Annotated in this window: 22 protein-coding genes; 13 read left to right on the plus strand and 9 right to left on the minus strand. The window is 53.8% G+C overall.

What is annotated here, in order from left to right; genetic code table 11:
* Nucleotides 1–14: 14 nt before the first annotated feature.
* Nucleotides 15–1,283 carry an OprD family porin gene (locus ACN0UH_RS14190; protein WP_417662665.1) on the minus strand — a complete coding sequence of 423 codons (1,269 nt, stop codon included), beginning with the start codon at nt 1,281–1,283 and terminating at the stop codon, nt 15–17.
* Nucleotides 1,284–1,662: 379 nt separating this feature from the next.
* Between ACN0UH_RS14190 and ACN0UH_RS14195 the strand changes: the two genes are divergently transcribed.
* Both ACN0UH_RS14195 and ACN0UH_RS14200 read left to right on the plus strand, forming a co-directional pair.
* Nucleotides 1,663–1,899 (plus strand): glutaredoxin family protein, encoded by a 237-nt coding sequence (locus ACN0UH_RS14195; protein ID WP_010483096.1) that lies wholly within the window; start codon nt 1,663–1,665, stop codon nt 1,897–1,899.
* A gap of 43 nt (nt 1,900–1,942) precedes the next feature.
* Nucleotides 1,943–2,827 carry a chemotaxis protein gene (locus ACN0UH_RS14200; protein ID WP_339510308.1) on the plus strand — a complete coding sequence of 295 codons (885 nt, stop codon included), beginning with the start codon at nt 1,943–1,945 and terminating at the stop codon, nt 2,825–2,827.
* Nucleotides 2,828–2,878: 51 nt separating this feature from the next.
* On the opposite strand, the gene ACN0UH_RS14205 is transcribed toward ACN0UH_RS14200, so the two are convergent.
* Entirely contained in the window at nt 2,879–3,100 is a 222-nt protein-coding gene (locus ACN0UH_RS14205) for a YgdI/YgdR family lipoprotein (protein ID WP_339485713.1), read from the minus strand.
* An 87-nt stretch (nt 3,101–3,187) separates the two neighbouring features.
* Nucleotides 3,188–3,772, minus strand: a complete 585-nt coding sequence (mobA, locus tag ACN0UH_RS14210) for a molybdenum cofactor guanylyltransferase MobA (RefSeq protein ID WP_417662666.1) — start codon at nt 3,770–3,772, stop codon at nt 3,188–3,190.
* A gap of 68 nt (nt 3,773–3,840) precedes the next feature.
* Here mobA and moaB point away from each other — a divergent pair, with 68 nt between their 5' ends.
* On the plus strand, nt 3,841–4,380 hold the full coding sequence (moaB, locus tag ACN0UH_RS14215; RefSeq protein ID WP_417662667.1) for a molybdenum cofactor biosynthesis protein B: 540 nt from the start codon (nt 3,841–3,843) through the stop codon (nt 4,378–4,380).
* Entirely contained in the window at nt 4,377–5,591 is a 1,215-nt protein-coding gene (glp, locus tag ACN0UH_RS14220; protein WP_417662668.1) for a gephyrin-like molybdotransferase Glp, read from the plus strand. Before moaB ends, glp begins: the two co-directional genes overlap by 4 nt.
* On the opposite strand, the gene ACN0UH_RS14225 is transcribed toward glp, so the two are convergent.
* Entirely contained in the window at nt 5,588–6,613 is a 1,026-nt protein-coding gene (locus ACN0UH_RS14225; RefSeq protein ID WP_417662669.1) for an AraC family transcriptional regulator, read from the minus strand. The genes glp and ACN0UH_RS14225 overlap by 4 nt on opposite strands.
* Nucleotides 6,614–6,732: 119 nt before the next feature.
* Nucleotides 6,733–7,431 carry a pirin family protein gene (locus ACN0UH_RS14230; RefSeq protein WP_417662670.1) on the minus strand — a complete coding sequence of 233 codons (699 nt, stop codon included), beginning with the start codon at nt 7,429–7,431 and terminating at the stop codon, nt 6,733–6,735.
* Between the two features lie 303 nt (nt 7,432–7,734).
* Here ACN0UH_RS14230 and yegS point away from each other — a divergent pair, with 303 nt between their 5' ends.
* Nucleotides 7,735–8,631 (plus strand): lipid kinase YegS, encoded by an 897-nt coding sequence (gene yegS, locus ACN0UH_RS14235; protein ID WP_417662671.1) that lies wholly within the window; start codon nt 7,735–7,737, stop codon nt 8,629–8,631.
* A 139-nt stretch (nt 8,632–8,770) separates the two neighbouring features.
* Nucleotides 8,771–9,697, plus strand: a complete 927-nt coding sequence (locus ACN0UH_RS14240) for a chemotaxis protein CheV (protein ID WP_417662672.1) — start codon at nt 8,771–8,773, stop codon at nt 9,695–9,697.
* A 22-nt stretch (nt 9,698–9,719) separates the two neighbouring features.
* Here ACN0UH_RS14240 and ACN0UH_RS14245 read toward each other — a convergent pair whose 3' ends face one another.
* Nucleotides 9,720–10,205, minus strand: coding sequence for a DUF1499 domain-containing protein (locus tag ACN0UH_RS14245; protein ID WP_417662673.1), 486 nt, complete (start codon nt 10,203–10,205; stop codon nt 9,720–9,722).
* Here ACN0UH_RS14245 and ACN0UH_RS14250 point away from each other — a divergent pair.
* A complete protein-coding gene (locus ACN0UH_RS14250; protein WP_417662674.1) occupies nt 10,204–11,010 on the plus strand; it encodes an MOSC domain-containing protein in 807 nt (268 codons plus the stop codon). The genes ACN0UH_RS14245 and ACN0UH_RS14250 overlap by 2 nt on opposite strands.
* A gap of 63 nt (nt 11,011–11,073) precedes the next feature.
* On the opposite strand, the gene ACN0UH_RS14255 is transcribed toward ACN0UH_RS14250, so the two are convergent.
* Nucleotides 11,074–13,002 carry a transglycosylase SLT domain-containing protein gene (locus ACN0UH_RS14255; RefSeq protein WP_417662675.1) on the minus strand — a complete coding sequence of 643 codons (1,929 nt, stop codon included), beginning with the start codon at nt 13,000–13,002 and terminating at the stop codon, nt 11,074–11,076.
* A gap of 317 nt (nt 13,003–13,319) precedes the next feature.
* On the opposite strand from ACN0UH_RS14255, the gene ACN0UH_RS14260 reads away from it, so the two are divergent.
* Complete coding sequence (locus ACN0UH_RS14260; protein WP_417662676.1) at nt 13,320–15,242, plus strand: ATP-binding cassette domain-containing protein; 1,923 nt, start codon at nt 13,320–13,322, stop codon at nt 15,240–15,242.
* Nucleotides 15,243–15,350: 108 nt separating this feature from the next.
* Nucleotides 15,351–16,037: a DUF6901 family protein gene (locus tag ACN0UH_RS14265; RefSeq protein ID WP_417662677.1), complete on the plus strand. Its 687-nt coding sequence runs from the start codon at nt 15,351–15,353 to the stop codon at nt 16,035–16,037.
* A 54-nt stretch (nt 16,038–16,091) separates the two neighbouring features.
* Here ACN0UH_RS14265 and ACN0UH_RS14270 read toward each other — a convergent pair whose 3' ends face one another.
* Nucleotides 16,092–16,532: a universal stress protein gene (locus ACN0UH_RS14270; protein WP_417662678.1), complete on the minus strand. Its 441-nt coding sequence runs from the start codon at nt 16,530–16,532 to the stop codon at nt 16,092–16,094.
* Between the two features lie 88 nt (nt 16,533–16,620).
* Between ACN0UH_RS14270 and ACN0UH_RS14275 the strand changes: the two genes are divergently transcribed.
* On the plus strand, nt 16,621–17,058 hold the full coding sequence (locus tag ACN0UH_RS14275; protein WP_417662679.1) for a hypothetical protein: 438 nt from the start codon (nt 16,621–16,623) through the stop codon (nt 17,056–17,058).
* Between the two features lie 110 nt (nt 17,059–17,168).
* On the opposite strand, the gene ACN0UH_RS14280 is transcribed toward ACN0UH_RS14275, so the two are convergent.
* A complete protein-coding gene (locus ACN0UH_RS14280; protein WP_417662680.1) occupies nt 17,169–17,990 on the minus strand; it encodes a hypothetical protein in 822 nt (273 codons plus the stop codon).
* A 478-nt stretch (nt 17,991–18,468) separates the two neighbouring features.
* Between ACN0UH_RS14280 and fadB the strand changes: the two genes are divergently transcribed.
* The 3 genes from fadB (at nt 18,469) to ACN0UH_RS14295 (ending at nt 22,188) form a co-directional block, all read left to right on the plus strand.
* Complete coding sequence (gene fadB / locus ACN0UH_RS14285; protein ID WP_417662681.1) at nt 18,469–20,616, plus strand: fatty acid oxidation complex subunit alpha FadB; 2,148 nt, start codon at nt 18,469–18,471, stop codon at nt 20,614–20,616.
* 29 nt (nt 20,617–20,645) lie between these two features.
* Nucleotides 20,646–21,821: an acetyl-CoA C-acyltransferase FadA gene (gene fadA, locus ACN0UH_RS14290; RefSeq protein WP_417662682.1), complete on the plus strand. Its 1,176-nt coding sequence runs from the start codon at nt 20,646–20,648 to the stop codon at nt 21,819–21,821.
* Between the two features lie 130 nt (nt 21,822–21,951).
* A complete protein-coding gene (locus tag ACN0UH_RS14295; RefSeq protein ID WP_417662683.1) occupies nt 21,952–22,188 on the plus strand; it encodes a DUF1653 domain-containing protein in 237 nt (78 codons plus the stop codon).
* Nucleotides 22,189–22,271: the final 83 nt, after the last annotated feature.

Here is a 22,271-nt window from a genome sequence, read left to right on the forward strand (position 1 = left end):
TTGCCTGTCGCAGCTTACTGCAAGGCCAGTGTGTAGCTGAGAATCAGGCGGTTTTCATCGAGGTCGTTAGCAAAGTTATTGCGGACCGTGGCGTTGCGCCACTTGATTCCCAAGTCCTTCAACGGACCATCTTGGAAGACGTAGGCGATGTCAGTATTGCGTTCCCACTCTTTGCCGTCTTCATTAGTCGTTGCACTCAGTTGGTCGATATTGTCACCGCTGAGATAGCGCGTCATGAAGGTCAGACCGGGAATGCCCACGCCAGCGAAGTTATAGTCAAAGCGTGCCTGCCAGGATTTCTCGTCCTTGTTGGCAAAATCACCAATTTGTACGTAGTTGACCAAGAATGGATCGGTGCTGTTGATGTAGGCGTAGCCGGTATCGCCACTCATTGACTGATAACCCAGACCGAAGCTACTGGAGCCCAAGGCATAGGTGAACATGGCGCCGAATGCGTTGTTGTCGACGTTGGTGTTGCCGTCGTCCGTGGAGCGCGCATAACGCAAGTCAGTTTTGAGGCTTTGCTTGTCGCCAATCGGCAATACGTGGACCAGGTTGACGATATGTTGCTTGTAGATTTCTTCCAGCTCACCGTAGTTGTAGCCAGTGGTGAGGTTATCGGTCCATTTGTAGGAAACCCCGGCAAAATTGAAGTCGTCGGCCTCGCTGCCGCCGAGGTCAAAATTGCGCTTGCCGCCGCCGTTGATGCTCAAGTCTTCAAAGTTGGATGAGTCGCGTTGGTTCTGTTCTTTGATCACACCGCCATCAATATTCAAGCCGGCAATTTCTTGGGAATTGAGGTGCCCGCCGAGGAAGGTTTGCGGCAGTAGGCGTGAGTCGTTTGCCGAGATGGTGGGTAGTTTTGGCGTTAATCCGCCAAACTTGCCGACAGTCTTGGATATTCTCACTTTGGCGGTGGCGGTGGCTTCGGAGTAATCATCTGGTGCTTCATTACCGAAGCTTCCGGGTAGCAGGCCGCTGCCTGTGCGGTCGGCCGATGAATCAAGCTTTAAGCCAAGTCCTGCGTAGGCATCGAGGCCAAAGCCAACGGTTCCTTCCGTAAAGCCAGATTCGGCTTTAACGATAAATCCTTGTGCCCATTCTTCGCGTTTTGATTGCTGGGCTGATGTGGTGTCACGCAGGTCGCGGTTGAAGTAAAAATTACGGGCCTCAATGGTTGCTTTGCTGTCTTTGAAAAACTCGGCATGGGCAACCGTCGGCAGTGCGCAGCAAGCGCCTAGCGTGGCTACAGCCACAGCACGGGCAAGGGGAGTTCGAATCATTATTGTTTTCTCCTCAAGTGGGTGCGGGACCATCTGGTACGGCGCTGTTGAATAAAGCATGAGATTTGGCGGTCTGCTTTTAGACTTTAGTCGGCGTGCCCCTTGCCCAGTATTTACGGTGCTTGCCAGCAGGTTATTTGCAGGCATTTAGCAGTTCGTCGGGTTGGCGGCAGAGCGCTGCGGCTTTGCCGTTAAAGTTTTCCGTTAAGCAGCCGTCAACGTTATTTAGAGCGCTAGGGGAAAGTTCAAAACCCCGGTTTTGCACTGTCTGGCCGGGTGTATTGATTGGGCGGGCGATAGCAGGTTCCTGGATGTATTGGGCGGTAGCTGTGTTTAAACTGCTGGCTTCAAAGCCTGAACTGAAACAGGAGATCCTCAAATGCTGCCCGAATGCCAACTCTTTGGCACCCTAGGATGCCACCTGTGTGAGGTGGCCGAAGCATTGCTGATGCCTTTTGTTGAGCACGGTCTGCTGGTCGAGCTGGTCGATATTGCCGAAGACGAGGTATGGGTCGAGCGCTACGGTTTGCGCATTCCAGTACTACGCCGGTGTGATACCGGGGCTGAACTGGATTGGCCATTCGAGGCTGAACAGGTGGTCGCATTTCTGAGCTGAATATTCCGCTCAGCATTATTTAAGGACCAAGGGGAGTGACGCGGTGAGTGCAGTTTTAGGAGATTCCTTATCGCTGCTGTTGTTTCGTCTGCACAGTGGTCGTTTATTGGGGATTAACCTGCTTAAGGTTAATGAAATTATTGCCTGCCCGACGTTGACCAAGTTGCCTAACCGGCATCCGCATGTGCGGGGCATTGCCAGTTTACGCGGCGCCTCACTGACCGTTATTGATCTGGCCCGAGCCATAGGCGAGCGCGGTAATAACGCAAGCCAAGAAGGCTGCCTGATCGTGACCGAGCTCAGTCGTTCACGCCAGGGCCTGCATGTGCAGAATGTAGAGCGCATCGTGCAGTGCTCGACCCGGGATGTTAAGCCGCCTCCCGCCGGGTCCGGGAGCCGTGCCTTTATCACCGGGGTCACCCAGATCGACGGTGCAATAGTGCAGGTGCTCGATATCGAAAAAGTGCTGCATGACATCGCCCCGGCTGAACCCGAGGAAATTGATGATTCGCTGATCTCCAGTGCTGATCTGCAAATGCTGGAAGGACGGCGGGTACTTGTGGTCGATGACTCGCACGTGGCGTTGCATCAAACGGTCAATACCTTGCGCAAACTGGGTCTTGATTGCCAGTCAGTGCGCAGCGCTGGTAGTGCATTTGCAGTATTGCAGGAGCAACACCAAGCGGGCACGCCGATAGAGGTTTTGGTTTCAGATATTGAAATGCCAGAGATGGATGGCTACAGCCTGGTGCGTGAGATTCGCAAGACCGCTGACATCGGCCACACCTATGTGTTGTTGCACACATCGCTCGATAGCACGATGAACACTGAGAAAGCGCGTTCTGTCGGGGCAAACGATATGTTGACTAAATTCTCAACGGTAGACTTGAGCAATGCACTGGTCAGGGCATTCCAGGCGCTCAGTTAGGCGGGAAACCCAACCGCCTGCTGGCTTGGCAACAGGCGGTTGGGGTGAAACTTACAGCTCTTTAACGGTGCGAACTTCGTCTTTGTTGACGCGTGCGCGCTTGCCATCAAGTTGCTCGAATTCGTAGAAGCCTGTGTCGTCATCAAAATCAGGCTCGTCAACAGTCTGAATTTCACGACCGTCGTTGAGGGTGATTACCGTCGGTGAAGCGCAGCCTGCCAGAGTTGCAAGGCCCAGGGTCAGAAATAGTGCTGCGATTGTCCGTTGGCTCATGGTGGATCTCCTCATGGGTTTGAAATTACGTACCAAACTTAAGATAGGTCGTTGGCGCCAAAGTTCCGTCAACTTCCGCGATATTGCTCACTTAATAGTGGTGTTGAGGAGTTCCGGAGTATTGATGTTGGCCAGCCGCGGATCCTGATCAAGGCAGTCCAGGGTGTGTGGATCGAGGCTGCGCAACCAACGCTGCGGGCTGCGTTCACCGGCCAGCCATGCATTTTCCAACTGATTGCTAAGCTGGCCTGGAATCACGCTAAATAATGGCTCCAGGTATTGCCCTTGGCGCACCACCGCAGGCGCATCCCCGGCAAGCGCCATCAGATCCGTTAGCAGCTTTTGATCGAGCATCGGCGCATCACAGGGCAGCACCAGCATATGTGTGTGGCGTGCCACTTTCAGCCCTGCGCGGATACCTGCCAGCGGTCCTTGGAAATCGTTGTCGTCATCCGCCACGATCTGGTCGGCATAGGCTGTGTACTCGGCGTTATTGCGATTACAGGAGATGATCAGGTCATCGCTCAGCGGGCGCACCAGGTCATGTAGCCAAGCAATCAGTGGTCGCTCATGCCAGAGCACCAGTCCTTTATCACGGCCACCCATGCGTTGACCTCGACCACCTGCCAGCAGCAATATCGAGCAGGCGTTGATTGGGGGTTGGGTTGACATAGCGCAATCTCTCAAAGTGAGCCTGTGATATAACATTGCCCCATTATTTGAACAACCGGAAGTCTGTTATGGGCCATAAACTCGACACCGCCTTTGTCCCGTTGAACATTGCAGTATTGACTGTTAGCGACACCCGCAGCCTGGATTCGGACACCTCGGGTCAGACCTTGATTGATCGCCTTGAGGCTGCTGGCCACACCCTGGCTTGCCGCGTGTTACTTAAGGACGATCTGTACAAGATTCGCGCCCAAGTCGCGACATGGATTGCCGAAGATGTGGTGCAAGTTGTGCTGATTACCGGAGGTACGGGATTCACCGGGCGCGATAGTACACCCGAAGCCGTGAGCTGTTTGCTGGACAAGCACGTTGATGGTTTTGGTGAGCTGTTCCGGCAGATTTCTGTGCCTGATATTGGCACCTCGACCATTCAATCCAGAGCTTTGGCTGGCTTGGCTAACGGCACGTTGGTGTGCTGCTTGCCGGGTTCGACAAATGCTTGTCGTACCGCTTGGGATGGGATTCTTGCTGAGCAACTGGACGCCAGCCATCGCCCCTGCAATTTTGTCCCGCACCTGAAACAAGCCGCCGCGTGCGAGAGCCGTGGATGAGCAGCTGTGATCAACCCGGATTATTGCCGGTAGAAGTTGCTCTAGAGCGTTTGATGGCGTTGGCCGATGCTACGCCGATTGAGCAGACTGAGACGGTCAAACTGGCTGAGGCTGATGGTCGAGTGTTGGCTGAGGCGCTCGTTTCATCATTGGATTTGCCGCCATGGGCAAACAGTGCAATGGATGGTTATGCACTGCGTTTGGCCGATTGGCAGGGCGAACCGTTGCGAGTCAGTCAGCGGATTCTTGCTGGCACATTACCGCAACCGCTTGAGCCTGGCACCTGTGCCCGGATTTTTACCGGCGCGCCATTGCCAGCGGGCGCGGATGTAGTCGAAATGCAAGAGAATGTGCAGCTTGGCGACGATCAGCGCGTCAGTTTCAGCCAGAGCATGCGCTTCGGTCAGAACGTTCGTGCGCAAGGCCAGGAAACCAAAGTCGGCGACTGCGTTTTGCCTGCTGGTACTCGGTTGGGGCCGATTGAACTGGGTTTGGCCGCATCTCTCGGAGCGGGCAGCTTGCAGGTTGTTAAGCGTGCTCGGGTTGCAGTGCTGTCGACTGGAGATGAGTTGATAGAGCCAGGGCAAGCACTTGGCCCAGGACAGATCTACAACAGTAATCGCCGCTTGCTCTGCACTTGGTTGCAGCGTTTAGGTTGTGAGGTGATTGACGCCGGCATACTCGCCGATGATCTGCAACTGACGCGAGATGCGCTTGCCGCGCTCAGTGATGTGGATTTGATTCTCTCAACCGGAGGCGTGTCGGTTGGTGAAGCTGACTTTCTCGGCGCTGCATTGCGTGAAGAGGGTGAGTTGGCACTTTGGAAGCTGGCGATCAAACCAGGAAAACCGCTGACCTTTGGTGCTTTTCATAGCGTGCCGGTATTGGGTTTGCCGGGTAATCCCGCTTCGACGCTGGTGACCTTCGGTCTGCTGGCGCGTCCGTATTTGCTGCGGCGCATGGGCGTGACCAAGGTTGAGCCTTTAGGCTTTCCAATGCCTGCCGGGTTCGTCTGGACCAAGGTTGGTAACCGTCGTGAGTACGTGCGCGCGCGAATTGAAAATGGCCGAGTGGTGATGCATCCGAATCAAAGCTCGGGCGTGCTGCGCAGCGCTGCGTGGGCTGAAGGGTTGGCGGAGGTGCTCGAGGGCAAAACCTTGGCTGAAGGTGATAGCGTACGATTTATTCCAATGAGTGAAATTCTCGGTTAACCGGCCGGGCGATGAGTCAGTCGATACTCGCCCGGTGTTTGCCCTGTCCAGATTTTAAAACTGCGGTGAAACGATCTCGACTCACTGAAGCCAAGGTAGCTGGCAATGTCTTGCACGGGTAAGTCGCTGCGCAGTAAATAATGCTCAGCAAGCTCTTGGCGCAACTCATCGAGTATCAGTTGATAGCTTGTGCCTGCTTGCTGCAGATGCCGTTGCAAGGTGCGCACGGTCATGTCGAAACGTTCTGCAACTCGCTCTTTACGGGGTAAGCCATCTTTGAGCAGTAAGCGCAGAGCGCCTTTGACCCGCGTAGCGAGTGGCTGGTCATCATCCAGTTTTGCCATCAACTCCAGCGCGTGTTCTTCCAGCGTGCGCAGCAGGTTCGGGTCTGCCTGGCGCAGTTCAATGGCAAGTAATTGATTGGGGATTATCAATGCATTGCAGGGTTGCTCAAATAATACTGGGCAGCCAAATGCAGCTTGGTAGGCTTCATTGTGTACGCCATCTGGCCGGGGATGCTCAAACCATACTGCGTCCGGCGAATAGTCCTTATCGGCTATCCAGCGTGCGTATAACAGCCAGGACGCCAGAACATTTTCAACCATGTGCCGACGTATCAGCGGTTCATCATGGCGGCAGCTCCAGATCAATCGGGTTTGCTCTGTGTCGCTTTCTACCCGGCTGACGCCCATGTCGCCGACCAGTTTTTCGTAGGGTACGATTCGGCTAATCGCTTCACCTAAGGTCGCACAGTTCAGGGTGATGTAACCGAGCACACTCCAGGAACCCGGCTGCACATAGCGCGCACTGTGCAGGCCGAATAGCAGGTCATCGGAGTGCATGAGAAAATACTTGAGTAAGCGCTCATGGCTGTCACTGGGGATGCGCTTGGCGTTGTCACTGATGTCTTCGCGTGACAAGTTTGCAGCCTGCAATGCCTGATCAGCATCAAGGCCTAAGAACTCTGCGTGGCGCAGGTATTTAAGCAGGGCGGGCGCGGCGGTGAAACCAAGACTGTTCATGTTGTTCTTATAGGCTGATTAACCAAGCCCATTGTACGTTTAAAAAACTGACTAGGCGTTCAAAACGCACGACAAAAGCCCCCAACTCTGAGTAAGTAGGGGGCTAGTACAGTCTTTGCTTATGCAACGTCTACTAAGACAATTTCAGCGTCTTCGCTAGCGGTTACAGTCAGTACTTCAACGTCACGAATAGCAACGCCATCGCGGGTCTTAGCGGCGACGCCGTTGACCTCAAAGGCGCCAGTAGAAGCAACCAGATAGGCTTTACGGTCAGTGCCGAGTACATATTCAGTGGTTTGACCGGCTTTCAGGGTCGCAGCTGCAACTCTTGCATTTGCCCGGATAGGCAGCGCGTCTTTATCGTCAGTGTTACCACTTGCCAATGTCACGAAACTGCCAGCGCGGTCGCCTTTAGGAAACGGTTTGGCGCCCCATGATGGTGGTGAGTCAAACTGATTAGGAGTGATCCAAATCTGGAAGATTTTGGTGGTTGTGTCCTCTAGGTTGAATTCGCTGTGAGCGATACCGGTGCCCGCACTCATTACCTGCACATCACCAGCTTCAGTGCGACCATGATTACCCAAGTTATCCTTGTGGGTAATCGCGCCTTGGCGAACGTAAGTGATAATTTCCATGTCACGGTGTGGGTGCGGAGGAAATCCTGATTGCGCAGCAATTTCATCATCGTTCCAAACGCGCAGGTCGCCCCAGGACATCCGCTGCGGGTCGTAATACTCAGCGAAAGAAAAGTGGTGACGTGCATTCAACCAACCATGCTCGGCGCCGCCGAGGTCCGCAAAAGCTCGAACTTCAATCATTTCGATATCCTCAGTGAGTGATACGCAACCTGTGGTCGGTAAGCGCTATCAAGTGGTAATGAGGTGATTTTCTATCAGTTTAATTGTTATAAAAAGCGCTATTTGTGAATTGTATGTATCTAATTAGTTGATTTATTGCTTAAGGTGTTTGAGTTGTTATTCGGCAGCAGTTTGCTGATTCAGCCCCTAGACTCAAGTCTCTTGGCTAGCGCGCGACAAATGCATTGTGTTGTGGTCTGTTAACCAGAGCGAAAAACTTTCGCCCATCATCCAGTGAGCCGTAGGTCCTACAAGGAGCATTCAATGAGTGAACGCAAAGCGCTGTTGATTTTGCATGGCAAGCAGGCGTCGAACGAGCTGTTGCGCGCTGCCATCTACGCCAAACGCAAGCAGGGCTGGGAGATTGCAGTGAGGGTTACCTGGGAAGCGGGTGACGCTCAACGATTGGCCAATGAAGCGCTTGCCGAGGGCTATCCGACGCTGATTGCCGGTGGTGGCGATGGCACCTTGCGTGCGGTTGCCGAGGCAATTGCACTTTCCGACAGCGATGCCAGTTTGCTTTTGCTGGGGCTGGGCACCGCCAACGACTTCGCTACGGCGGCCAGCGTGCCTGTGGATCTGGATGAGGCGCTTGATTTACTCGATCAGGAACCTAAAGCCATTGATCTGGGTGAAGTCAATGGCCAGTTGTTCCTGAACATGGCTACCGGCGGCTTCGGCACCAGCGTGACGACTAACACCCCGGAAGACTTGAAGAAACTGCTTGGTGGCGCGGCCTATTTTCTGACTGGACTGAGCCGTTTTGCCGAGGTCCATTCAGCCTTTGGGCGGTTTAAAGGGCCGGATTTCAGTTGGGAAGGCGAGTTTCTGGCATTAGGTATTGGCAATGGTTCCCAGGCGGGCGGAGGCCATGTGTTATGCCCGAAGGCACGGATTGATGATGGTTTACTGGATGTCTGCATCGTGCCTGCTGCGCAGGACATGGTCGGCACGCTTGGCACTATGTTGTCGGGCTCGATGAACGGGGTTGAAACTGTGTCGCAGATGACGCGTGTTGCCTGGCTGGAAGTAGAAGCGCCGGAGGGGCTTGACCTCAATCTTGATGGTGAGCCAATGAGCGCCACCAAGTTGCATTTCAAAGCGCGCGCCAAAGCGCTCCGTGTTCATTTGCCTGCATATTCTCCGCTGTTGAGTCACTGAACTGCTGTTGGATTTCGGTAAACACTGCGTTTCAGAAAGGGTCAGGGATAGATTCTTCTGGCCCAAGCTCCAGTTATGTACATACCTGCCGATATACCGGGTGTAGTCGGTGTTGATGCCTATATAACAGGAGCTCGCAGTGGCCGGAATTCTAGATTCGGTAGACCAACGTACGCAGTTGGTGGGTGAAAATCGTCTGGAAATTCTGATGTTCCGTTTGAACGGGCGTCAGCTGTTTGCGATTAACGTTTTCAAAGTGCAGGAAGTTCTGCACATGCCCAAATTAACCTTGATGCCAAACCGTCATCGGTGTGTCTGCGGGGTGGTCAATCTACGTGGTAAAACCTTGCCAGTGATCGACCTGTCGCAGGCGATCGGTATGCGTCCGATTGTGCCGACCGAGCAGAGCACCATCATCGTCACAGAATACAATCGCTCGGTTCAGGCGTTTCTGGTAGGTGGGGTCGAGCGCATCATCAACCTTAATTGGGAAGCTGTTCTGCCACCGCCGGGCGGAGCAGGGCGTCAGCATTACTTGACGGCAATAACCAAGGTTGAGGAACAACTGGTTGAAATCATCGACGTTGAGATGGTCTTGGCTGAGATTGTCCCTTACAGCGCGAAAATCTCCAGCGAACGCCTGAGTGACCCGCTGTTACACAAAGCTCAGGGTCGCGAAGTACTGCTGGTCGATGACTCCAGTGTGGCGTTATCTCAGTTGCGTGAAACCCTAGGCCAACTCGGCGTGAAGATGCATGTTGCCAGCGACGGTTTAAAGGCGTTGAACATGCTCAAAGGCTGGGCAGACGCAGGTGAGGTGCTCACTGATAAATTGCTGATGGTGTTCACCGATGCCGAGATGCCAGAGATGGACGGCTATCGCCTTACCACAGAAATCCGCCAGGACCCGCGCATGGCCGGTTTGTATATCGTATTGCACACCTCGCTATCGGGGAGCTTTAACGATGCCATGGTGAAGAAGGTTGGCTGCGACAACTTCTTGTCGAAATTCCAACCTGACAAGTTAGTGGATGTCGTGCGTCAGCGTCTTGAGCTAGACGTTTAAACCCTGCATGCCAAGCGGTCGTTCAAGGCTGCTTGGCTAAGGCCACGCGGATGGTCTCAATCCGTTTTCGATTGACGCCCATGTCGGAGTAACCCAGACGCGAAGCTGAGCGCACTTCGACGGATTGGCTGCCGACCAGAAACTCAACGTCGTCGACAAAACGCATCAGCGCACTGGTGAACTCAAACCGCAGATAATTACCCTCGGCTTTGGTAAGCGTTGCGCGCGGCTGCTCGGCAATGACTTTCAGTAGCCGTGCTTGGGTTTCAGCTGGGCTGCCATTGAATGCCAGTGGTGCGATTTTATGTTCGCTGTCTGTAGCTTGGCTGTTTACGCAATTCGGTGAACTGGAACATGGCTCAAAACGTCCCGCATGCACGCCCAGAGTCGCCGGTGGGCTAGCACTACACGCATTGAGTAGCAAAATAACGGTAAGGCTTAACGTGGGCTTGTGAGCGCTGGCGCATGCTCGTATAACAACGTTTTGAGTTTTGGAGTGCTGGCTCATGTTTCGTCTCTCTGGTCTGTATTGTTATCCGCTTAAATCTGGCGCTGCACAATCGCTGCAAAGCACTCAGCTCGACTCTTTAGGTGTGCAAGGTGATCGCCGTTGGATGGTAGTCGATGCGCAGAGTGGGCGCTTTATTACCCAGCGTCTTTTAGGCCAAATGAATCAGATAAAAGCTCTCTGGCAAAGTCCTGATGAGTTGCTTCTCAGCGCGCCAGGCATGCCTGATTTACGGGTTGCAGTGCCGCAGGACAGCGACAATTTGCGCGGTGTGCATATCTGGCGCGACAGTTTACGTGTGCCGGATGCCGGTGATAACGCGGCGCAGTGGTTGAGCCAGTTTCTGCAGCGTGATTGCCGGTTGGTGTACGTCGCGTCAGAACGGGCCAGACAGATTGATCCGGTGTACGCTGAGATTGGCCAGAAAGTGGCTTTCCCTGATGGTTTCCCATTGTTGCTGATCGGTCAGGCATCGCTGGATGATTTGTCGAGGCGGGTGGGGCGTGATTTGGAAATGCTGCGTTTTCGTCCCAACCTGGTGGTCGAAGGCAGCGAGCCTTACGCCGAAGACAGTTGGAAACGGATTGCAATCGGTGGCATTGAGTTCAAGGTCGCCAAAGGTTGCTCGCGTTGCATTATGACTACCCTTGACCCGGCCACAGGTGAGCGCAGTGCGGACCGTGAGCCGTTGACCACACTAAAAACCTATCGCCAGATAGAAGGTGATGTGTACTTCGGGCAAAATCTGATTGCTTTGTCCTCGGGAGCGCTTGATTTGGGTATGCCGGTTGAAGTGCTTGAATAACCACTGGACGCTGGTTGCATTGAAAAAGGGGCCATAAGGCCCCTTTTTGCTGTTGATCAAGAATTATTGATCATCAAAGTAACGCTCATGCCAGGCAATCAATGGCTGCGGCGCGTTAAGTTTTTCACCGTAGATGACGGCATATGACAGCACGTTTTGCACGTATTGGCGGGTTTCATCGTATGGGATGTTTTCAACCCAGACATCGTACGGCAGGTGGTCAGCCCCGCGCAGCCACTGACGAACGCGACCAGGGCCTGCGTTATAAGCCGCAGTCGCAAGTACTCTGTTGCCATTGAACTGCGCGTAAACCTGGCTCAGGTAAGCCGTGCCCAATTGAATGTTGACCGAAGGTATCAACACATTGTTCGGGTTGCTCAGCGGAATATCGTAACGACGTGCGGTTTCCTTGGCCGTGGCAGGCATCAACTGCATCAGGCCCATGGCCCCAGCTGGGGATTTTGCATCGGCCATGAAGGCGCTTTCCTGGCGCGTAATGGCAAACACCCAGCTGGAATGAAGACCACGCTTTTTGGCTTCATTGTTGAGTGATGAGCGATGAGTTACCGGGAAGCGTACGTCAAGGTCATCCCAGTATTTGGCCAGGCTAATGGTGCGAATTGCGGGGAAATACCATTGCAGCTCATAACCGAGACGCGCTTGAGCGACCAGTTCGTCGCGGCTGAACTGGCGGCTGACGTGGTACCACTCACGGCGGCCATCAACAATCTGGCCGCGGTCGTGAAACTCAATGGCGCGACGAATACCCGGCGTATTGCGTACTTTTTTCACAACATTGGGGTCGAGACTCAGCGGTTTGTTATTGAACTTGTATGGAACCTTGACCTGGTCTGCGGCCATAAAACCGTAGAAGTCACGTTCAGTAGCCAGACTGCGGTAGAGCTTTGTCGCTTCTGCGCTGTTTGGATCGGCCAGCTGCAGGCTGCGGGCGGTCCAATAACGCCAGCGGCTGGTGTGTGCCAATTCAGCGGGCATTTGTTGGGTCAGCTTATAGGTTTCCTCCCAACGGCCCAGGCGCATTAATAGACGGGCACGCCATTCACTGACAGTGTCGTTTTGCAGTTTAGGGTCGTACTTGGCCATAACGGCCAGCGCTCGTGGGTCAAAGTTTTTGGCGAGGGATAAGCCGACTTCACGAGCGATCGAGAGTTTCTCCGCATCAGAGAAGTGCATGCGCTCGGCATAGCTATCGAGCAGGGCCAAGGTTTTCTCTGGGTCCTGGCGGGCGAGGCGGCGCAAGCCTAGGCTGACAATGTCAGCCATTGGCCCATCAACTGGGGTGAAACGGGCAGGATTGCTCAGCAGTTGCGGCTTTTGTGCGACATCAATCAGTAGCTTGCCTTCTTCGCTGAGTGTCGGCGTGTCTTTGGTCAGGTAACTGGTGAGGCTGTAGTTGCGCGCTTCGGCCGCCAATTTGGCGCGCTGCCAGCGTTTGTTTTCGGTGAGTTGGCCGGCCGCTGCCCAAGCGTCGAATAATCGATCACAGGCTTCCGGTTGCGATTTACCTACCAGCCATAGTTTTTCTGCGGTGGCGTAGCCCTCGGCCACTTTACCGTGGTTCATTTGATAGCGGCCGTTGAGGCAATCGAGCTCGGTGAAATTCAGCGCAGGGTCGTAATATTTTGCAAAGGTTGCCCAGTCGCCGCGCTCAGCCAGCCAGCGCAACCAGCGCAATTTCATCCAGCTGGCTTGAGGTAAATCACCGTGGTCAGCAAGAAAACGCTCGATTTCAGCATTGCTGGCAGATTTTAGTCGCGCAGTCAGCTCGGTATAGGCCAGGTACGGCTCTAACGGGTAATCGCTGAGCGCGCTCGCATAACGCCGGTACGGGCCGCTGTCGCCTTTATCAAGGGCGCGCTTGGCTTCATCGTAATATTGGCGTTGCTGGCTCAAGCTCGCGGCCTGTGCGGCGGAGAGAGCAGTGGCCGAGATGATTAAGCAAGAAAACAGTTTTAACAGTCGGCGGGACATGACACTTCCATGCGTGGGATCTGATTGAGCGCTGTGCAGCTCGGCGCTTGATGTCCCTAGCTTAGCTGTTTGCTTGGGGTGGGCGAAAGCCAGCTGGCGCCTTGCATGCGTTAATAATGAAAAATGCCCGCAATACCGAGGCTCAACTCGGTTAGAATGCGCGCCCAGTTTTTTATCGGAGCATTAACGCTCCGCTAATCAAATTTCGCGATGCGAACACTGTATTTAAAGGGTTTGGCCGCAGTTGCTGACTAACTTGCGGCTTTTCTCCGAAGAATATTGCTAGCGCATTCGCTGCATAAATGTTGAGGCGTACCATGACCCTGCTTAAGTTCACCGATGTTTCCCTGGCGTACGGCGCCATGCCGCTGCTGGACAAGGTGTCTTGGCAGATAGCCCGAGGCGAGCGCGTTTGCATTATTGGCCGCAATGGCACAGGCAAATCGAGCATGCTGAAGTTGGTCAAGGGCGACCAAAAGCCGGATGAAGGCGCCGTGTGGCGCGCTCCCGGTCTTAAAATAGGTGAGTTGCCGCAAGAATTGCCGCGTGCCGATGAACGTACCGTGTTTGACGTTGTGGCTGAAGGTCTGGATGGCGTCGGCGCGTTGCTGGCTGAATACCATCACCTGAGCCAGAACATTCATAACGAGGCTGACCTCGATAAACTGATGCACGTGCAGCAAGACCTTGAAGCCCGTGATGGCTGGCGCTTGCAGCAGTTGGTCGACAGTACCTTGAGCCGTTTGCAATTGCCTGCCGACAAAACTCTGGCTGAGCTGTCCGGTGGTTGGCGCCGCCGCGTGTTGTTGGCTCAGGCATTGGTTTCTGAACCTGATTTGCTGCTGCTTGATGAGCCAACCAACCACTTGGATATCGGTGCCATTGCCTGGTTGGAAGAAGCGCTGATTGGCTTTCAGGGCGCGGTGCTGTTTATTACCCACGACCGTTCATTCCTGCAAAATCTGGCAACCCGTATTCTGGAGCTGGACCGTGGCGGTCTGATCGATTGGAACGGCGATTACGCAAGCTTTCTGGTGCATAAAGAAGCGACGCTTGCCGCTGAAGAAACCGCTAACGCACTGTTCGACAAGCGCCTGGCGCAAGAGGAAGTGTGGATTCGTCAGGGTATCAAAGCCCGCCGCACCCGTAACGAAGGCCGTGTTCGTGCCCTCAAGGCGCTGCGTGTTGAACGCAGCGAACGTCGCGAGCGCACCGGTAAAGCCAATATTCAGCTGGAGACTGCCGAAAAGTCTGGCAAGCAGGTAATGGTGCTTGAACATGTCAGCTTCGCCCATCCTGATGGACCGATGCTGGTTAAAGATTTTTCGATGGTGCTGCAGCGCGGTGACCGTATTGGTCTGCTAGGCGCTAACGGTACCGGTAAAACCACGTTGCTCAAGTTGATGCTTGGTGGCCTGCAACCTACCAGCGGTAGTGTCGATGAAGGTACACGCATTGATGTGGCTTATTTTGACCAGTTACGTCATCAGTTGGATCTGGAAAAAACCGTTATCGACAACGTTGCCGAAGGGCGTGACTTTATCGAGATCGACGGCCAGAGCCGGCATGTGCTGAGTTACCTTGGCGACTTCCTGTTCAGCCCGCAGCGCGCGCGTACGCCAGTTAAAGCCCTGTCAGGCGGTGAGCGTGCGCGTTTGCTGCTCGCCAAGCTGTTCAGCAAGCCAGCCAATCTGCTGGTGCTGGACGAACCGACCAATGACCTCGACGTTGAAACCCTCGAATTGCTTGAAGAGGTTTTGCTGACGTTCCCAGGCACTGTATTGATGGTCAGCCACGACCGGGCATTTCTTGACAACGTGGTGACCAGCACCTTGGTGTTTGAGGGCGAAGGTCGCGTGCGTGAATACGTCGGTGGCTACCAGGACTGGATTCGTCAAGGCGGTTCGGCACGTCTGTTGGGGGTGGGTGAGACCAAAGCGGGTAAAGCCGAGCTGGCTTCGGCAGTGGTCACCGCACCTGAGCCAGTGGCAACGCCTGCGGTTGAACAGAATGCTCCAGCCAAGAAAAAGCTCAGCTATAAACTGCAGCGTGAGTTAGAAGCCTTGCCTGCGCAGATTGATGCGGTCGAGCAAAAAATGGCCGAGGTTCAGACGCAAATCGCTGATCCGGCCTTCTACCAGCAACCTGTTGAAGTCACTGCAGAGGTCTTGGCTAAATTGCCGGTGCTGCAAGAGGAACTGGATCACTTGCTGGAGCGTTGGGCAGAGCTGGAAGGCTAGTTATAAGGTAGCCTGAGCAGTCTAAATATAAGGCCCCAACCCTCGCCGTAGAGGGTTGGGCATGTATGCAGTCATAGACTGCCGCGCTTACGCTTGCTGGAGAGCTCAATGTCTATCGAGTACCGCATTACTCTCGACGACAGTCATCAGTTTAATTACCGCATCGAGTTGGATCGTGAATACGATCCGTTAGAAGCTAGCAGTGCACCGGCATGGACGCGCCTGAGCAATCAACAATGCAGTAATTGCCCATTAAGCAAAGACAGTTTTAGTCATTGCCCTGCAGCGGTTGACTTGCACCGCGTGATTGAAGACTTTCAGGGCTTACCTGCATTCGCTAAGGCCATGGTCTGGGTGCGTACGCCTGAGCGTGAATACACCAAGCACGCAGGGCTTGAAGAGGGGTTGCGTGCGCTGCTCGGGGTGATTATGGCAACCAGCGCTTGTCCGGTGCTGGGCAAGCTAAAGCCTATGGCGCAGCAGCATTTGCCGTTTGCCAGTAATCAGGAGTTTATCTTGCGCGCGTTCTCGCTCTATTTGTCGCGCCAGTATTTTAATTCGCGAGAAGGGCGGCATGCCGATTGGGAGTTGAAAGGGTTGGTACGAATGTTCCAGCAATTGCAGCTGGTTAATCAGGCGTTCTGGCAGCGGATTCACGACACCTGCAAAGGCGATTCTAATTTGAAAGCATTTCTAACCTTCTTTTCGATGTCATCAAGCATGACTTATTCGCTGGAAACCCAGTTGCAGAAAGTCCGGCCAATGGTGATGAGTGCGGGAGAAGGTTTGGAATGACAATGCCTGAGCCTGCCGGCAAAAAGCTGGCAGGCTTGAGCGCAGTAGTGATCTTTATTCAGGCTTTTTCAAGCGCACGGCGAGCACGTCGCAGGGAGCGCCGTGAAGCACGTCATTTGCGGTCGAACCAAGCAGCAGGGCTAGGCCGTGGCGGCCATGGCTGCCGACAATGATCAGGTCGCAACCCTGTTCTTCAGCGAGGCGGTGGATTTCTTGGCGAGGTTGACCGTAGGTCAGGTGACGTTGATCAGCGGCCAGTTCGTTGTATTTCACTGCAAATGCATCAAGGCGCTCACGGGCTTGATCAAATTGCTGTTGTTGCAGCATCGACAAATCCATGGGCACATCACCACCAAATGCCATGGCCATTGGTTCGACAACATGTACTACCGACAGCTTAGCTTCGTTGTTGCGTGCCAGGATTTGCGCGCGGCTCATGACCGGGTCGCATTCTTCGGTTAGGTCTACAGCGACCAAGATATGTGTGTAGGACATGAGAGACTCCTTGAATGGATAGTCGATGAATCTAAGTATGAACGTTAATTAGCGCTTGCGGCAGGCTTTTACAGTAGAGATATACCTTATGACCACTTGGATTGTATTGGCATTGCTTTTTTGTGTGCTCAGCCCCTTGGCGATGCTGATGCCTTCGCGGCGTTTGCGTGGGCGTATGGATGTGCGTATGCAGGCCAGGCGACTTGGTTTGACCATGAATATATCGCAGCAAGAGTGGCCACACTGGATTCAGCGCGGACAGCCCGCCACCTGTCCGCAGTATCACCTGGCGCGCCGTCGCGGGCATCAGGACAGCTGGTGTTATTGGCAGGCTGAGCCGGGGCAGTGGCTCAATCAATGGCGTGAGCCATGCGCGAACCCTGGGCTTGCTGAGCAGTTGGCGAGTTTGCCAGCAGATGTCTACAAGGCTGAACTTAGTCCGCAAATGGTCGCTGTGTGCTGGGGCGAGAGCGCTAAAGCGCAAGACCTGGAAGCGATCAGCATTTTTCTCAAAAGCTATTTCTAGCAGGCAAAGAAAAGCCCGATGCAAGCAGCGGGCTGGAAGGTTGGCCAGGCAGGCCGGTAAATTCTGTGTACCCATGTCGACGTAGCTGATAGGCATTGTGGCTTGAGCGCTTAGGTCGATGCAGCGGCATATTGCGAGGATAGCTGTTCCAGCTCCTCAATGATGCTGTCGGAGTACTTGCTGACTAGGAAGGGTACACTGTTTTCATTGTAATTTTTCAATGACTTTTCAATGTAGTTCCATTTTGTGCCTACATTGCTCAGCGTTTTACTGGTCTGGGCTGTATTTTCAGGCGCTTGGCTGAGTTGCTCCAAAGTGCTGGCGAACTCGCTGACCAGCTCCTCGATGCTTTGACTATTGCCGCCACCCATAAAGGTTGCACCTACTGATGCGCTGCGCGATGAGTAGTCGACCGCAATGGCTTGCATTACCAGGCTTTGCTTGCGGCTTAGTTGTATCAGTGGTGGCACGCTGTAGCCCGTTTCCTGCTCGATCTTGCTGTAAAGCTCCTGGCTCAGCTGCATGATTTTTTGATTGTGTTCGGCCAAGTCTGCAACAGGCTGCAAGTCGGTATAGCCCTGGGTTTTAAGGGTGCTAACCAATTGTTTGAGGTTGCTTTCGTAGTTGCTCCAGAGCGCAACCAATTGCGCGTTGAGGGCTTTCGAGCTGTCGCCGTTTAAGTCTTGCAAGCCTGCCAAGGCCTGATTGGCTTGGCTGATAGCCTCATCGATCATCCGCGCGTAACGCTGGTCACCTTCCATGTTGTTGTACATGTAGAAGCTGCTGAGGCTCTTCTGGGTATCAAGACGCATTTGGTGAAGCTTTAGCAGGCTTTCAGCCGGGGTAGTTGCAGCAGGGCTAAGCGTGCTGATCAGGAGCATAGCGATAACTAAGAAAGTACGTAGAGAAATGGCAAGCATTCGGCTTGTCATACAGTGCTCCATAGACCCTTTAGTAGGGTTCGTTGTTGTTTTGATTGGCAAGTCGTAGCAAGTCTGTAACTGCCATCTGTCTGTAAATGTACCGGGCTGCGGACTGATTTACTAGCGTGTTATTACGTTGCTTTTGCGGCCAACTGTTGCTGAATTACAGGTCAAAAGATTTGCTAATAATCCTTTGCAGGCCGCACTGCATATGGCTTTGACTGGTATTTTCGGAGTTTTAACCGGCTTTCATTCACCGATCGACAATTGACAAGTTAGGTCTTTTCCCTGAATGTGTGCCGACCCAAATCAAACGGGCGTATGAATTGAGCGTTTGTTTGTAATAAGCAGCGCCTTTACTGCTCGAATATCGCGTCAGTGGGTGTGCCAGGCTTTTAAACGCTACTCTTGACGGCTCAGCCGCGGAGCAGCTTGCTGGTTGGCTCTGATGTGTACTGTTTAGCTTCCATATCGTGGAGATCAGTTGATGATTTACGAAGGTAAAGCCATCACGGTTAAAGCTCTTGAGGGTGGTATCGTCGAATTGAATTTCGACCTCAAGGGTGAATCCGTCAACAAGTTCAACCGTCTTACCCTGAACGAATTGCGTCAGTCCGTAGATGCAATTAAGGCCGATGGTTCGATCAAGGGCGTGATTGTTACCAGCGGCAAAGACGTATTTATCGTCGGTGCCGACATCACCGAATTCGTTGAGAATTTCAAGCTGCCTGACGAAGAGTTGGTCGCAGGTAACCTTGAAGCCAACAAAATCTTCAGCGACTTTGAAGACCTTGCGGTGCCAACCGTAGCCGTTATCAACGGTATTGCGTTGGGCGGTGGTTTCGAAATGTGCCTGGCCGCGGATTACCGCATCATGGCCACCAGCGCCAAAGTTGGCCTGCCAGAAGTTAAACTGGGTATCTATCCGGGCTTCGGCGGCACTGTACGTTTGCCGCGTGTAATCGGTACCGACAACGCTGTTGAGTGGATTGCCGCCGGTAAAGAAAACCGTGCTGAAGATGCACTGAAAGCTGGCGCTGTTGATGTTGTCGTTGAGGCTGACAAGCTGCAAGCTGCTGCGTTGGACCTGATCAAGCGTGCCATCAGCGGCGAGCTGGATTACAAAGCCAAGCGTCAGCCTAAGCTGGAAAAACTCAAGCTCAACGCAATTGAGCAGATGATGTGCTTTGAAACCGCCAAAGGTTTCGTTGCAGGTCAGGCTGGCCCGAACTACCCGGCGCCAGTTGAAGCGATCAAAACCATTCAGAAAGCTGCAAATTTCGGTCGCGACAAAGCGCTGGAAGTTGAAGCGAAAGGTTTTGTTAAACTGGCCAAGACGCCCGTTGCAGCAAGCCTGATTGGTCTGTTCCTGAACGACCAGGAGCTGAAGAAAAAAGCCAAGCATTACGACGAAGTCGCCAAAGAAGTGAAGCTGGCAGCCGTACTCGGCGCTGGCATCATGGGTGGCGGTATCGCCTACCAGTCGGCTGTCAAAGGCACACCGATCATGATGAAGGATATCCGTGAAGAGGGTATCCAGATGGGCTTGAACGAGGCTTCCAAGCTGCTCGGCAAGCGTGTCGAAAAGGGTCGTCTGACCCCGGCTAAAATGGCTGAGGCGCTCAACGCCATCCGCCCAACCATGTCATACGGTGACTTCGGTAACGTTGATATCGTGGTTGAAGCCGTGGTTGAAAATCCTAAGGTCAAGCAAGCTGTGTTGGCTGAGGTTGAAGGCGTGGTTCGTGAAGATGCGATCCTGACTTCCAACACCTCGACCATTTCTATCAGCTTGTTGGCCAAAGCACTGAAGCGCCCGGAAAATTTTTGCGGCATGCACTTCTTCAACCCAGTACACATGATGCCGCTGGTTGAAGTGATCCGTGGTGAGAAGTCTGGCGAAACCGCGATTGCAACTACAGTTGCATACGCCAAGAAGATGGGTAAAACCCCGGTAGTGGTTAACGATTGCCCGGGCTTCCTGGTCAATCGCGTGTTGTTCCCTTACTTCGGTGGTTTCTCCAAGCTGCTTGAGTTTGGTGTTGATTTCACCCGTATCGACAAAGTCATGGAAAAGTTCGGCTGGCCGATGGGCCCGGCGTACCTGTCTGACGTTGTTGGTATCGACACTGGCCACCACGGCCGTGATGTGATGGCTGAAGGCTTCCCGGACCGTATGGCTGTTGAAGGCCGTACTGCGGTTGACGTGATGTACGACGCGGATCGCCTGGGCCAGAAAAATGGCAAAGGCTTCTACGCCTACGAGACCGACAAGCGCGGTAAGCCGAAGAAGGTCGTTGACCCTAAAGCTTACGAACTGCTTAAAGAAATCGTGCGCGAAGAGCGTGAGTTGACCGATGAAGACATCGTCAACTTCATGATGATCCCGCTGTGCATGGAAACCGTTCGTTGCCTCGAAGATGGCATCGTTGAAACCGCTGCAGAGGCCGATATGGGCCTGATCTACGGTATTGGCTTCCCGCCGTTCCGTGGTGGTGCGCTGCGTTACATCGATAGCATTGGTGTGGCCGAATTTGTAGCCCTGGCCGATAAGTACGCCGATCTGGGCGCGTTGTACCAGCCAACTGAAAAACTGCGTGAAATGGCCAAAAACGGCCAGACGTTTTTCGGTTAATCGCGCAACGATTTAGCGAGGGTAAATTTATGAGCTTGAACCCAAGAGATGCAGTGATTGTCGACTTCGGTCGCACCCCGATGGGGCGCTCCAAAGGCGGCATGCACCGTAACACCCGTGCCGAGACTATGTCGGCAAACCTGATTCGCGGCGTCCTGGACCGTAACTCGAAGATCGATCCGGCTGAAGTCGAAGACGTGATCTGGGGTTGTGTAAACCAGACGTTGGAGCAGGGCTGGAACATCGCACGCATGGCGTCGCTGATGACTCAGATCCCGCACACCAGTGCCGGTCAGACAGTTAGCCGTCTGTGTGGTTCTTCCATGAGCGCCCTGCACACTGCTGTGCAGGCGATTCAGACCGGTAACGGCGATGTATTCGTGGTTGGCGGCGTTGAGCACATGGGCCATGTTGGCATGATGCACGGTGTTGATCCAAACCCGCACCTGTCGCTGTACGCGGCCAAGGCGTCGGGCATGATGGGTCTGACTGCTGAAATGCTCGGTAAAATGCACGGTATTACCCGTGAGCAGCAGGACGCGTTCGGCGAGCGTTCGCACCGTTTGGCGCATAAAGCCACAGTTGCAGGCAACTTCAAGGATGAAATCATCCCGATGGAAGGCTACGACGAGAATGGCTTCCTCAAGGTTTTCGACTACGACGAAACCATTCGTCCGGAAACAACCCTTGAGAGCCTGGCTACGCTTCGTCCTGCGTTCAACCCGAAAGGCGGCACCGTCACCGCGGGGACTTCCTCGCAGATCACTGACGGCGCTTCATGCATGATCGTGATGTCCGCCCAGCGGGCTCAGGATCTGGGCATCCAGCCGATGGCTGTAGTGCGTGCAATGGCTGTTGCAGGTGTTGATCCGGCAATCATGGGTTACGGTCCTGTGCCGTCGACTCAGAAGGCGCTGAAGCGTGCCGGCTTGACCATGGCCGACATCAATTTTATGGAGCTCAACGAAGCCTTCGCTGCACAGGCGTTGCCTGTACTAAAGGACCTCAAAGTGCTCGATAAGATGGACGAAATGGTCAACTTGCACGGTGGTGCGATTGCTTTGGGCCACCCGTTCGGTTGTTCCGGTGCACGTATCTCCGGTACCCTGCTCAACGTAATGAAGCAAAACAATGGCACTTTGGGTGTCGCGACTATGTGCGTGGGCCTCGGTCAGGGCATCACCACCATCTTCGAACGAGTTTAATCGTTCAGGGATGCGAAACCGGGGCCTCGTGCCCCGGTTTTTGTTTGTTGGGGAGTTGCTGAAAAAACATCAAGTTAGTTTTTCAGAAATTCATTTGCGATAAATTTTTATTTTTTTAAGGAAGTGTGTGATGCAGATAAAACCCGGTCTTTACCGCCATTACAAAGGCCCTGAATACCGTGTTTTTGGTGTTGCGCAACATTCCGAAACTGAGCAGCAGGTCGTGGTTTATCAGGCTCTGTACGGTGATTATGGGCTTTGGGTTCGTCCGCTTGAGATGTTTTGTGAGCGTGTCGATGTTGACGGCGAAAGCGTTCCGCGCTTCGCTTTGATCGAGTCTGAAACGCCGCTTTTTGGCAAACCTTGAAGCGCTTAGTCGAATACCTAAACTTGACCTTGCCTTGAGCGCCACTATATATAGCGGTGCCAGACAAGGCGTCTCCTGCCTTT

This window comes from Pseudomonas sp., from assembly GCF_048265905.1.
Classification (GTDB): domain Bacteria; phylum Pseudomonadota; class Gammaproteobacteria; order Pseudomonadales; family Pseudomonadaceae; genus Aquipseudomonas.

Bases quoted from the DNA above. Each gene is read 5' to 3' on its own strand.
- ACN0UH_RS14270 (WP_417662678.1), bottom strand. From the start codon at position 16,532: ATGTCCTACACACATATCTTGGTCGCTGTAGACCTAACCGAAGAATGC.
- ACN0UH_RS14190 (WP_417662665.1), bottom strand. From the start codon at position 1,283: ATGATTCGAACTCCCCTTGCCCGTGCTGTGGCTGTAGCCACGCTAGGC.
- ACN0UH_RS14225 (WP_417662669.1), bottom strand. From the start codon at position 6,613: ATGAACAGTCTTGGTTTCACCGCCGCGCCCGCCCTGCTTAAATACCTG.
- ACN0UH_RS14205 (WP_339485713.1), bottom strand. From the start codon at position 3,100: ATGAGCCAACGGACAATCGCAGCACTATTTCTGACCCTGGGCCTTGCA.
- moaB (WP_417662667.1), top strand. From the start codon at position 3,841: ATGGGCCATAAACTCGACACCGCCTTTGTCCCGTTGAACATTGCAGTA.
- ACN0UH_RS14245 (WP_417662673.1), bottom strand. From the start codon at position 10,205: ATGAGCCAGCACTCCAAAACTCAAAACGTTGTTATACGAGCATGCGCC.
- ACN0UH_RS14295 (WP_417662683.1), top strand. From the start codon at position 21,952: ATGCAGATAAAACCCGGTCTTTACCGCCATTACAAAGGCCCTGAATAC.
- ACN0UH_RS14230 (WP_417662670.1), bottom strand. From the start codon at position 7,431: ATGATTGAAGTTCGAGCTTTTGCGGACCTCGGCGGCGCCGAGCATGGT.
- ACN0UH_RS14195 (WP_010483096.1), top strand. From the start codon at position 1,663: ATGCTGCCCGAATGCCAACTCTTTGGCACCCTAGGATGCCACCTGTGT.
- mobA (WP_417662666.1), bottom strand. From the start codon at position 3,772: ATGTCAACCCAACCCCCAATCAACGCCTGCTCGATATTGCTGCTGGCA.
- ACN0UH_RS14265 (WP_417662677.1), top strand. From the start codon at position 15,351: ATGTCTATCGAGTACCGCATTACTCTCGACGACAGTCATCAGTTTAAT.
- ACN0UH_RS14260 (WP_417662676.1), top strand. From the start codon at position 13,320: ATGACCCTGCTTAAGTTCACCGATGTTTCCCTGGCGTACGGCGCCATG.
- fadB (WP_417662681.1), top strand. From the start codon at position 18,469: ATGATTTACGAAGGTAAAGCCATCACGGTTAAAGCTCTTGAGGGTGGT.
- ACN0UH_RS14250 (WP_417662674.1), top strand. From the start codon at position 10,204: ATGTTTCGTCTCTCTGGTCTGTATTGTTATCCGCTTAAATCTGGCGCT.
- ACN0UH_RS14280 (WP_417662680.1), bottom strand. From the start codon at position 17,990: ATGACAAGCCGAATGCTTGCCATTTCTCTACGTACTTTCTTAGTTATC.
- glp (WP_417662668.1), top strand. From the start codon at position 4,377: ATGAGCAGCTGTGATCAACCCGGATTATTGCCGGTAGAAGTTGCTCTA.
- yegS (WP_417662671.1), top strand. From the start codon at position 7,735: ATGAGTGAACGCAAAGCGCTGTTGATTTTGCATGGCAAGCAGGCGTCG.
- ACN0UH_RS14255 (WP_417662675.1), bottom strand. From the start codon at position 13,002: ATGTCCCGCCGACTGTTAAAACTGTTTTCTTGCTTAATCATCTCGGCC.
- ACN0UH_RS14275 (WP_417662679.1), top strand. From the start codon at position 16,621: ATGACCACTTGGATTGTATTGGCATTGCTTTTTTGTGTGCTCAGCCCC.
- fadA (WP_417662682.1), top strand. From the start codon at position 20,646: ATGAGCTTGAACCCAAGAGATGCAGTGATTGTCGACTTCGGTCGCACC.